Raw genomic sequence first — 10,090 nt, 5'->3', positions numbered from 1 at the left:
CGCCCCCGCCGCGGCCTCCCGTCCCCCGATCACCGCCTGATACGGCACCAGCCGCGCCTCCCGGATCCGCGCCCCCAGGCTCCCGCGCTCCGGATCCATCACCTGCGAGCGCAGCCCGAGGTCCAGGCACTGCTCGCGGAACGCCCGGGCCGCGGCCGCCTCGTCCTCGCCGACCGGCAGCACCGCCACCTGCACCGGGGCCAGCCACGCCGGGAACGCCCCGCCGTGCTGCTCGATCAGGTGCGCCATCACCCGCTCCAAGCTCCCCACGATGCTCCGGTGCACCATCACCGGCCGGTGCCGGGCGCCGTCGGCCCCGATGTACTCCAGTCCGAACTGCTCCGGCTGGTGGAAGTCGATCTGCACGGTCGACAAGGTCGACTCCCGCCCGGCCGGATCGGCGATCTGGATGTCGATCTTCGGCCCGTAGAACGCCGCCTCGCCCTCGGCTTCCACGTACTCCATCCCCGAGGCGTCCAGCACCTCCCGCAGCATCCGGGTGGCCCGCTCCCACATCTGCGGCTTGTCGACGTACTTCCCGCCCGGCCCCGGCAGCGACAGCCGGACCCGCACCGCCTCGATCCCCAGCGCCTCGTACGCCTCCCGGATCAGCCGCAGCGCGTCCTGGGCTTCGGCAGGGACCTGATCCAGGGTGCAGAAGACGTGCGCGTCGTTCAGGGTGATCGCCCGCACCCGGGTCAGCCCGCCGAGCGCCCCGGACATCTCCGAGCGGTACATCCCGCCGATCTCGGCCATCCGCAACGGCAGCTCGCGGTAGCTGTGCGCGCGGGAGCGGTAGATCAGCGCGTGGGTCGGGCACAGGCTCGGCCGCAGCACCACCTGCTCGGCACCGAGGTCCATCGGCGGGAACATGTCGTCGCTGTAGTGCTGCCAGTGGCCGGAGATCTCATACAGCTCGCGTTTGCCGAGTACCGGCGAGTACACGTGCTGATACCCGGCCCGGCGCTCGGCCGAGCGGATGTACTCCTCGATGGTGTGCCGGACCACCGCGCCGTCCGGCAGCCAGTACGGCAGGCCCGCGCCGATCAGCGGGTCGGTGTCGAACAGGCCGAGCTCGCGGCCGAGCCTGCGGTGGTCGTGCTGGTCGCGCTGGTCGCGCTGGTCGCGCTGGATCTCGCTCATGGGACCTTCTCCTCGCCGATGATCGGGTGGGGGCGAGGTCCCGGGAACGACGAAGCCCCGGGGCACTCGCCCCGGGGCTTCGTTGCTGCTTGCAGGAATCAGCGCGCCGGGACGGTGTCCGGCGTCGTCGTCTGCATAGCGCGCTTCATGAGATCAACGGTAGCAGAGCCGGCAGAAGTGTCGGAGCCGATAGAAGCAGCGGAACCGTCACGCCGATGACACGTCCCGGCGCCGGAAGCCGATCAGCCCGGCCCCGGTCAGCACCACGCTGACCAGCGTCAGCCACAGCAGCGGCGCCCAGTGGAACGCCCCGCCCGGCACCTTCGGGATGTGCGCGAACGGTGTCAGGTCCACGAGCCACTGCCCGGCGTCGACCAGCGGCCCCAGGTTGGCGATGAAGACCATCAGGCCGAACAGCCCGTACGCGGCCGACGTCCACTGTGGCCGCAGCCCGAACAACGCCACCCCGGCCGCGGCGAGGACCCACAGCGCCGGCGTGGTGATCAGCCCGGCCTTCACCATCCGCCCGACCCAGCCCCAGAAATCGCCCAGCACCCAGCCGGCGCCGACCCCCGTGCCGAGCCCGCCCGCGGCCATCACCAGCGCACTGCCGATCGCCGGGAACACCAGGTGGCTTCCGGCCCACGCGAGCCGCCCGGCCGCCCCGGACAGGACCGGCTCGGCCCGCCCCGAGGTCTCCTCGGCGCGCAGCCGCAGCACGGCCTGCACCGCGTAGAACGCGGCGGCCATCCCGAGGAAGCTGATCGCGGTGGCCAGGTAGGAATCGGTCAGGCCCCGCACCCCGCCGTAGCGGCCGATGATCTTCTCGGCCTGCTGGTTCTCGTTCAGCAGCTGGTCGATGCCCTTGGCGATGGACCCCATGACGATCCCGAACACGAACAGCCCGGCCATCCAGCCCAGCAGCGTCGGCTGCTGCAACCGCCGCCCCAGCCCGAACACGCCGCGCAGCCCGGGCCCGGCGCTCGGCGGCCCCGGACGCTGCGGCAACAGCCCGCTGCCCAGGTCCCGGGCGTTCTGCACGCGATACCCGATGCCCGCGGCCACGACCCCGGCGGCCAGCGTCACACCGATCACCCACCACCGGTTCCCGGCCCACGGGTGCACCCGCTCGATCCAGCCGAACGGCGACAGCCACGCCACCCAGCCGGCCCCGCCGCCGCTCCCGGCCGCGTCACCGACGGTCCGCAGCAGATACGCCACACCGAGGATGAGCGCGCCGATCCCGTTGGCGGCCCGGCCGGTCTCGGTGAGCTGCACCGCGATCGCCTGCGTCCCGGCGAACGCGACCCCGACGGCGAACAGGCACCCGCCGAGCGCCAGCGCACCGGCGACGCCCTGGCCCAGCACCAGCATCACCACGACGGCCAGCAGCCCGATCCCGAAGCAGGCGCCGACCGCGATGGACAACGCCGCGCTCAGCGGGGCGTTGCGGCCCACCGCGCCGGACCCGAGCAGCTCCAGCCGCCCGGACTCCTCCTCGGCCCGAGTGTGCCGGGTGATCAGCAGCACCACCATGATGCCGACCAGCAGGCCGCCGAACCCCAGCGTGCGCCAGGCGGTCAGGGCGCCGAGGGTGTGGGTGTCGTAGAGCGGGCCGTAGAGCGCGCGCAGCGAGGGGTTCGTGCCGATGCTGGCGCCGAGTTTGTCGCGGTCGGCTTGGGCCGGGTACAGCTTCTTGAGGGAGTAGGCGGTGCCGCCGACCGTCGCCAGCAGCGCGTACATCCACACCGGCAGCATGATGCGGTCGCGGTGCGAGGCGAGTTTGATCAGGACGCGCAGACCGTCGTCGGAGTTCTTCTGCGCGCCGGGCTCGGTGGCGAACTTCGAGGTCTTCTTCGCCATGTCCGGGGCGGTCGCGGTGGTCATCGCGCCGCGCCTTCGGGCTCGTAGTGCCGCAAGAACAGCTCCTCCAACGTCGGCGGCCGGCTGACCAGCGTCTTCACCCCGATCGCGGTCAGCGCCTTGAGCAGGCCGTCGAGGTGGTCGTTGTCGACCTGGCCGCTGAACGTGGCGGCGCCGGTCTTGGCGTCGTGCACTCCGGGCAGGTTCTCCAGCCCGGTCGGCGCTCCGGTGAGCTCGGCCTGGACGGTGGTGCGGGTCAGGTGCCGCAGCTCGGTCAGCGACCCGGTCTCCACGGTCTTGCCGGCCCGGATGATGTTCACCCGGTCGCACAGCACCTCGACCTCGGACAGGATGTGGCTGGAGAGCAGGATGGTGCGGCCGCGTTCACGTTCCTCGGCCACGCACTGCCGGAAGACCTCCTCCATCAGCGGGTCCAGGCCGGACGTCGGCTCGTCGAAGACCAGCAGCTCGACATCGGAGGCCAGGGCGGCGATCAGCGCCACCTTCTGCCGGTTGCCCTTGGAGTACTGCCCGCCCTTCTTGGTGGGATCCAGCTCGAACCGCTCCAGTAAGTCCGCCCGGCGCCCGGCGTCGACCCCGCCGTGCAGGCCGCCGAGCAAATCGATCACCTCCCCGCCGGACAGGTTGCGCCACAGCGTGACATCGCCGGGCACGTAGGCCAGGCGTTTGTGCAGGGCCACCCGGTCCCGCCACGGATCCCCGCCTAGTAGGGAGGCCTGGCCCGCGTCCGCGCGGATCAGGCCCAGCAGGACCCGGATGGTCGTCGACTTGCCGGCCCCGTTGGGACCGAGGAACCCGAGGACCTCACCCTCCTGGACCGTCAGGTCCAGGCCGTCGAGCGCGCGAGTCCGGCCGAAGGTCTTCACCAAGCCGGACGCGCTGATCGCAGTCGTCATGCCCTCGATGCTACTCCGAGTTTTCAGAAATTTGTGAATGTTATGAAAGTGCAAGCACGACCGCTACGGTTGGACCATGCGCAACGATGATCCCGCTCGGCCGACCCCGGACTCGGACCCGCTGCCGGCCTACATCGAGCGGTTCGCCAGCGTCCTGATCGACAGCGGGATCCCGCGCATGCCCGCCCGCGTCTTCGCCGCCCTGATCACCGAGGACGACGGCCGCCTGACCTCCCAGCAGCTGTCGGACCGGCTCGACATCTCCCCGGCCGCGGTCTCCGGCGCCATCAGCTACCTGACGCAGATCCAACTGGTCACCCGGGAGCGCGAGCCGGGAACCCGGCGCGACCGCTACCGGGTGCTGGACGAGGTGTGGCAGGACGCGATCTTCCAGCGCGACGCGATGCTGGCCCGCTGGGAGAACAGCCTGGCCGAGGGGGTGCTGGTGGTCGGCGCCGACACCGCGGCCGGGCACCGGTTGCAGGAGTCGGTGGTGATGTTCCAGTTCCTGCGCCAGGAGGTGTCCAGGATCGTGGATCGGTGGCAGGAGCGGCGAACCGCTTTGCGGATCGAGGTGGCGGCGCGGATGGAGGCTGCTTCGCGAGCGGAGGCGGCTTCGCCGGCGGAGGCGGATTCGCGGACCGAGGCGGCTTCGCCGGCGGAGGCTGCGCGCGGTGAGGGCGACACACAATCAGGTGACTGAGGTGCCGCGCTTCACCTGAGGTGACTCATGGCTGGCTTTGCGGCCGGCCTTGCTTGCGGCTGGCTTTGTGACTGGCTCCCGCCGCGCATCAGCATCAGACCCGGATACTCCGCGGCAGCTCGGCATCCGCGACGTAGCCGATCCCGCGCACCGTCCGGATCAGGTCCGGCACCCCGAGTTTCGCGCGCAGCGTCGCTATGTGCACCTCCAGCGTCCGGTTCGCCGACTTCTCAGTGGTGTGCCACACCTTGCGCAGTATCAACTCCCGGCACAACACCGCCCCCGGCGTGCTCGCCAGCAGGTGCAGCAGGTCGAACTCCTTGCGGGTGAGCACCACCGGCTGGCCGTGCACGTTCACCCGGCGCTCGTCGGCGTCCACCACCACCGGTCCGACGCCCAGGTGGTCCGGGCGCTCCGAGGGCGTGCGCACCGCCGCGCGGATCCGCGTCGACAACTCGGTGAGGCCGTAGGGCTTCACCACGAAGTCGTCCACCCCGATCCGCCGGCCCTCGATCCACAGCCCGCGGTCGGCGCGCGCGGTGATCGCCACCAGCGCGGCCTCCGTCTGGCGCCGGATGCGCTCGCACAGCGCCAGCGCCTCCTCGTCGAGCAACCCGAGATCCACCAGCACCGCGTGCGGCGAGAACGCCGCCATGCCCGGCAGGTCGTCGGCCCGCAGCCGCCGCACCGCGAACCCGTCCAGACGCAGGGCGTTGTCCAACGCCGGCTGCGCGCGGTCGTCCCTGCGGCCGGCCACCACTAGCCTCATCGCACCGTCACCTCACGGCGCTCTCAAAGCGCCCGCCGCGGACAAAGACCCGGCAATTCGTTAATATCGCTTACCAGGGTCCTGCTATTTTGCTCACCCAGCGTGCCGGAAGGCAATACCATGCGTGTGGGTTTTCTCAACGCGAGCTCAAATCGGCGCGCTCGACCTGGTACGTAAGAACACCGATCGTGAGGTTTCGGGCACCGGTCACGCGGTCTTGTCAAGAACGAGGCCTGAGGTTGGTCCCGAACACCGGCCACAGAACGCGGAAGATCCGATGAATACGCCAGATGCGTGAGTCAATACCCCGATACGCGGTGCGGGAGGCATGAATCGGCGGCGGCGTCGGCGAGGGTGGCCGGATGACCGACGACGACGCCTCGTACATGGCGTGGGTGCGGCCCACGCGCCGGGTCCACCTGGCCCTGTCGGTGGGGATGACCGTGACCGGCGTGCTGCTCACCGTCCTCGGCGGCTTCGGCGGGCGGAGCGGGCCGGGCGGGCCGGGCGGCGCGGCCCGGCCGGCGTCCACCATCGCGCGCACCGCGAACAGCGTCACGACCGGCCGGCACGGCGCTTCTTCTGCCGCCATCGCCGCCGCCGACGCCGCCCTCCGGCGCGCGTCCGCCGACGCTGACCGGCGCGCGCAGCTTGAGCGCTTCGCGCATGCGACTCACGTCCCGCACACGACTCGCACGACTCGCACGACTCGCACGACTCGCACCACGCAGAGCACGCACCCGGCACCCGCGGCACACGCAACGCACGAGACCGCAGGCTCAACATCCCAGCCGCAGCCCCCGCTCCACTCCCAACTGCACCCCAGCTCTGTAACATCCGGAAAAAACCTCTAGGCTGGCGGCCGTGGCGATGCGACAGCTCGGGGACCTGGAAGCGGCGGTCATGGACCGCATATGGCGGCGTAACCGCCCGGTGCTGGTCCGGGACATCCTCGACGACCTGAACATCGACCGGGCGCTCGCCTACACCACGGTCATGACCGTCATGGACAAGCTGCACCGCAAGGGGTGGCTGCGGCGGCAGCCGCAGGGGCGGGCTTACGTCTACGAAGCGGTCGCCTCGCGCGAGTCGTACACCGCGCGGCTGATGCGGGACGCCTGGGCCACCAGCGACAACCAGGCGGTGGCGTTCGTGCACTTCCTAGAGCAGCTGTCGGACGAGGAAGCCAGGGCACTGCGGGCGGCCCTGGAGATCTGCCCGCCATCGCCCACCTCGGCCCCGGAGGAAGAGCAGTTCCAGTGACGGCCGCGCTCATCCTGGTCGTCTACGCCCTGGCGGTGGCCCTGCTGGCGCCGCCGCTGCTGGCCCGGCACTGGCCCTCCGACCGCGTCCCGCGCCTGACGGTGACGCTGCTCCAGATCCTGACCTGCTCGTTCCTCATCGCCACCGTCGCCGCCGGGCTGGCCCTGGCCTTCACACTGGTCGAGGGGCTCTCGGAGCTCTCGCCGGCCCTCGACTCGTGCGCGGACCAACTCCCGGTCACCGACCACGGCTCGGTCGGCACGGTCCTGGGCCACCTCGGCTGGATCTCCGCGGCCCTGCTCTCGGCCCGCCTCCTGTACTGCCTGGCCACCACCTTCGGCACCGCCCGCCACCGGCACCGGGCGCACAGCCGGGTCCTGCGCATGCTCGCCACCCGCGACGACGAACTCGACGTCCTGGTGCTGGACCACCCGGCACCGGCCTGCTACTGCCTCCCCGGCGACGTCGTGATCACCACCGGCGCCCTGGAACGCCTCAGCGCCCAGCAACTGGAAGCGGTCCTGCTCCACGAACGCGCCCACCTGTCCGGCCGCCACCACCTGATCATCGCCCTGGCCACCGCCATCCGCCGCACCATCCCCCCCATCAGCCTCCTGGCCTACGCCGAACGCGAAACCCGCCGCCTGGTGGAACTGATCGCCGACGACGCGGCCGTAGCCGAAACCAGCGCCCCGACCGTCGCAGCGGCCCTGGCGGTCATCGGCACCGCCCACACCCCCGACCACATGCCACCAGACCACAACCCAGTCCCCGAAACCGCCCTGGCCATCGACTCCAGCCCCACCCTCCGCCGCATCCGCCGCCTCCTGGGCCTGAACAACCCCCTGACCCGCCGCACCCACGCCCTCGTCATCGCCGCCACCACCGCGGCCACGGTGCTGCCCCTGGTACTGCTCGCGGTGACGGGGGCGACCGTGTTCCGGCCCTGCCCGCCGGATACGGACGGCGGATGGCCGCAGACGGTGGTGGTTTCGGGGGACGCTGCGGATGGGAGCTAGGCGCGGCACTGCCAGCCTGCCAAGCCAGACGGTCAGCTAAGCCAGACGGTCGGCCCGGCAAGACGGTCTGCTAAGCCAGAACACCTCGAAGCCGCCGCAAGCTCTCCAACCACCGCGCTCCATCCGCACCCGCGACCCACGACTCCGCAAGCCCGGGCTCCTCGGCCATGATGCGATCCAGCGCCCCGACAGCCAGCGCCCGAATCTCACCGCCGAAGACAGGCATCGGCCCCTCGGGCCCATCATCCGGCTCGACCGCATCGCCACCACGACACTGCGCCGCGATCACGGCGGCGGCAGCCACCGCTTCTTCCGCCTCAAGCAGGTACCCGGGGGCGTTGACAGTCCGCGACAGCACGCCACGGATCAGCACCTCACGTTCACCGAACGCGGCCTTGTCCAGCGCGATCGCGAAGTCGGCGGCGGAATCGTTGTCGAACGGACCGATATCCCAGGTACCCACTGGCTCCCCCTGCATCGCATCACGCTGAAAGCTGTCACGGTCAGCCGGCAGCCCGCACTCCGCTCGCCGACCTCCATGTCAGCGACGCCGAACTAGTTGCCACCCTGCATCTTGCCGCCTGCCTTCGGTACCCGCCGCGCTCCGCCTTGCTCGCTGGCTTCGGCCCCGTCAAGCTGCGGCTCGCCAGCTTCGCTGCCCGCCAGCTTCGGCACGCGCCCACTTCACCACCCGAAAGCTTCGCTACCCGCCAGCTTCGCTACCCGCAAGCTTCGGCACGCGCCCACTTCACCACCCGAAAGTTTCGCCACCCACAAGCTTCGCCACCCACCATCGTGCAGCCGCCCGCTACCTCCCACCCCAGCGAGCATCGCCGCATCCGACCAACCAGCTGCTGCCTTTCGCTTTAGCTTCTTACTTCCCCTCCTCGTGGGGCCAGTTATCTAATCCCCCGCCCCCACCAAAACCACCTCCAGCTCCCCCAACAACCCCGCGTCCGCCAGCATCTCGATCCCCGCGATCCGTCCCGCGACCAGCACGAAGTCGAACACCACCCGCGGTTGCCCGCCCACCGCCCACACCATCGCCGCGCTCCCGTCGACCAGCGCCAGCTGCGCCGCCCGCGCGCGTCCGGAGAACTGCTCGGCCACGTCGGTCGCGCCGCGGACCTCGATCGCGGCGCCGAAGCGGGCGGCCGTGGGGTCGGCGCGGAGTACGACGTCCGGGTCCAGGAGCTTCAGCAGGCCGGCGAAGTCGCCGCCGCGCGAGGCCGCCATGAAGGCGGTCACCACCTCGCGCTGCCGCGTGCGGTCGGCGTCCGACTCCTCGCCTTGGCCGCGCACTCGGCGGCGGGAGCGGCTCGCGAGTTGGCGGACGGCCGCCGTGGACTTGCCGACGATGGGTGCGATGTCCTCGAACGGGACCGCGAACATGTCGTGCAGGACGAACGCCAGGCGCTCGGCCGGGCTCAGGGTGTCCATCACCACCAGCAGCGCCAGGCCGACCGAGTCCGACAGCTCCGCGGCCAGTTCCGGGTCGGCCATCGCGTCCCGTTCGGCGGCCTCGGCCGCCTCGACGCCGGCCGGGCCGTCCAGGTCCTCCTCGCCGTGGTTGCGGCGGGCGCGCAGCACGTCCAGGCAGACCCGGCCGGTCACCGTGGTGAGCCAGCCGGCCAGGTTCTCCACCTCCGCCACGTCCGAGCGGTTCAGCCGCAGGTACGCCTCCTGCACGGCGTCGTCCGCCTCGGCCAGCGAGCCGAGCATGCGGTACGCCACCGCCATCAGGTGCGGGCGCTGGGACTGGAAGAACTCGGCGAGCTGAAAGGTGTCGGTCATGGTTCCACATTCTGCGAACGGTCTCAGGCGGTCACCACTCTGACGTCCGCATTCGTTGGAGTGTGACAGCCGCCGTCGGGACCCGCATCGTCCGGGCCATCCGAGCTGTCCGGGCTGCCCGGACCATCCACACCGCCCCTACCGCCTGAATCATCCGCGTCACCCGCGTCACCCGGATCACCCGGATCACCCGAGGCCGCGACACCCACCGAGGCGCCCCGCAGCAGAACCCCGGCCACCAGCGCCGCGACGAAACTCACCGAGGCCGCCACCGCGAACCCCCACCGGCTGTCGGTGTGGTCGGTCAGCTCGGCGACCCCCAGCATCACCACCACCGTCGCCGCCAACCCCCACGCGTTCGCCAGCCCGAAAGCCCGCCCCACGTACGCCTCGTCCACGCTCGTCAGCACCAGCGACCGCGACGCGATCCGCGCCGTCCCGAACGTCAACGCCCCGATGGCCACCCCGACGGCGAGGAACGCCGGCCCGAACTGCGGCTGCAACACGAACATCGTGTTGGACGCCGAGAACCCGACCAACGCGATCGGCAGATCCCCGAACCGCCGCCCCAGCACCTTGTACGCCACCGTCGCCGCCAGGAACCCCAGACTCCCCATCG

10 protein-coding genes and 1 pseudogene are annotated in these 10,090 nt (G+C 71.1%); 4 read left to right on the top strand and 7 right to left on the bottom strand.

The genetic code is table 11. The features are described from left to right. From thrS to IZR01_RS44770, 3 genes are all read right to left on the bottom strand, one after another. Positions 1 to 1,143 (bottom strand): threonine--tRNA ligase (gene thrS / locus IZR01_RS44780; protein ID WP_194927385.1); only part of this gene is annotated, 1,143 nt, incomplete at its 3' end. A 207-nt stretch (positions 1,144 to 1,350) separates the two neighbouring features. Further along, positions 1,351 to 3,030 (bottom strand): ABC transporter permease, encoded by a 1,680-nt coding sequence (locus tag IZR01_RS44775; RefSeq protein WP_194927384.1) that lies wholly within the window; start codon positions 3,028 to 3,030, stop codon positions 1,351 to 1,353. Then, positions 3,027 to 3,923: an ABC transporter ATP-binding protein gene (locus IZR01_RS44770; RefSeq protein ID WP_194927383.1), complete on the bottom strand. Its 897-nt coding sequence runs from the start codon at positions 3,921 to 3,923 to the stop codon at positions 3,027 to 3,029. The genes IZR01_RS44775 and IZR01_RS44770 overlap by 4 nt, the downstream gene beginning before the upstream one ends. A 76-nt stretch (positions 3,924 to 3,999) precedes the next feature. Between IZR01_RS44770 and IZR01_RS52760 the strand changes: the two genes are divergently transcribed. Beyond that, on the top strand, positions 4,000 to 4,626 hold the full coding sequence (locus IZR01_RS52760) for a GbsR/MarR family transcriptional regulator (protein ID WP_194927382.1): 627 nt from the start codon (positions 4,000 to 4,002) through the stop codon (positions 4,624 to 4,626). A gap of 94 nt (positions 4,627 to 4,720) precedes the next feature. On the opposite strand, the gene IZR01_RS44760 is transcribed toward IZR01_RS52760, so the two are convergent. After that, positions 4,721 to 5,395 (bottom strand): response regulator transcription factor, encoded by a 675-nt coding sequence (locus IZR01_RS44760; RefSeq protein WP_194899376.1) that lies wholly within the window; start codon positions 5,393 to 5,395, stop codon positions 4,721 to 4,723. A 362-nt stretch (positions 5,396 to 5,757) separates the two neighbouring features. Here IZR01_RS44760 and IZR01_RS44755 point away from each other — a divergent pair, with 362 nt between their 5' ends. The 3 genes from IZR01_RS44755 to IZR01_RS44745 are packed head-to-tail and all read left to right on the top strand — an operon-like array spanning position 5,758 to position 7,677. Beyond that, positions 5,758 to 6,249, top strand: a complete 492-nt coding sequence (locus IZR01_RS44755; RefSeq protein WP_194927381.1) for a hypothetical protein — start codon at positions 5,758 to 5,760, stop codon at positions 6,247 to 6,249. A gap of 16 nt (positions 6,250 to 6,265) precedes the next feature. Continuing rightward, complete coding sequence (locus IZR01_RS44750; RefSeq protein ID WP_194899380.1) at positions 6,266 to 6,658, top strand: BlaI/MecI/CopY family transcriptional regulator; 393 nt, start codon at positions 6,266 to 6,268, stop codon at positions 6,656 to 6,658. Beyond that, on the top strand, positions 6,655 to 7,677 hold the full coding sequence (locus tag IZR01_RS44745) for a M56 family metallopeptidase (RefSeq protein ID WP_194899374.1): 1,023 nt from the start codon (positions 6,655 to 6,657) through the stop codon (positions 7,675 to 7,677). Before IZR01_RS44750 ends, IZR01_RS44745 begins: the two co-directional genes overlap by 4 nt. A gap of 70 nt (positions 7,678 to 7,747) precedes the next feature. Here IZR01_RS44745 and IZR01_RS44740 read toward each other — a convergent pair whose 3' ends face one another. From IZR01_RS44740 to IZR01_RS44730, 3 genes and pseudogenes are all read right to left on the bottom strand, one after another. Beyond that, the gene (locus IZR01_RS44740) at positions 7,748 to 8,140 is read right to left on the bottom strand and encodes a DUF4259 domain-containing protein (protein WP_323747281.1); all 393 of its coding nucleotides are present in this window, start codon (positions 8,138 to 8,140) and stop codon (positions 7,748 to 7,750) included. A gap of 440 nt (positions 8,141 to 8,580) precedes the next feature. Next, positions 8,581 to 9,471: a sigma-70 family RNA polymerase sigma factor gene (locus IZR01_RS44735; RefSeq protein WP_194927379.1), complete on the bottom strand. Its 891-nt coding sequence runs from the start codon at positions 9,469 to 9,471 to the stop codon at positions 8,581 to 8,583. A gap of 23 nt (positions 9,472 to 9,494) precedes the next feature. Continuing rightward, positions 9,495 to 10,090: pseudogene (locus IZR01_RS44730) on the bottom strand (MFS transporter); the annotation flags it as partial.

The organism is Catenulispora pinisilvae, from assembly GCF_015356865.1.
Taxonomy (GTDB): Bacteria; Actinomycetota; Actinomycetes; order Streptomycetales; family Catenulisporaceae; genus Catenulispora; species Catenulispora pinisilvae.
The sequence above is the reverse complement of the archived record's forward strand: the minus strand, read 5'-3'. Positions and strand labels throughout refer to the sequence as shown.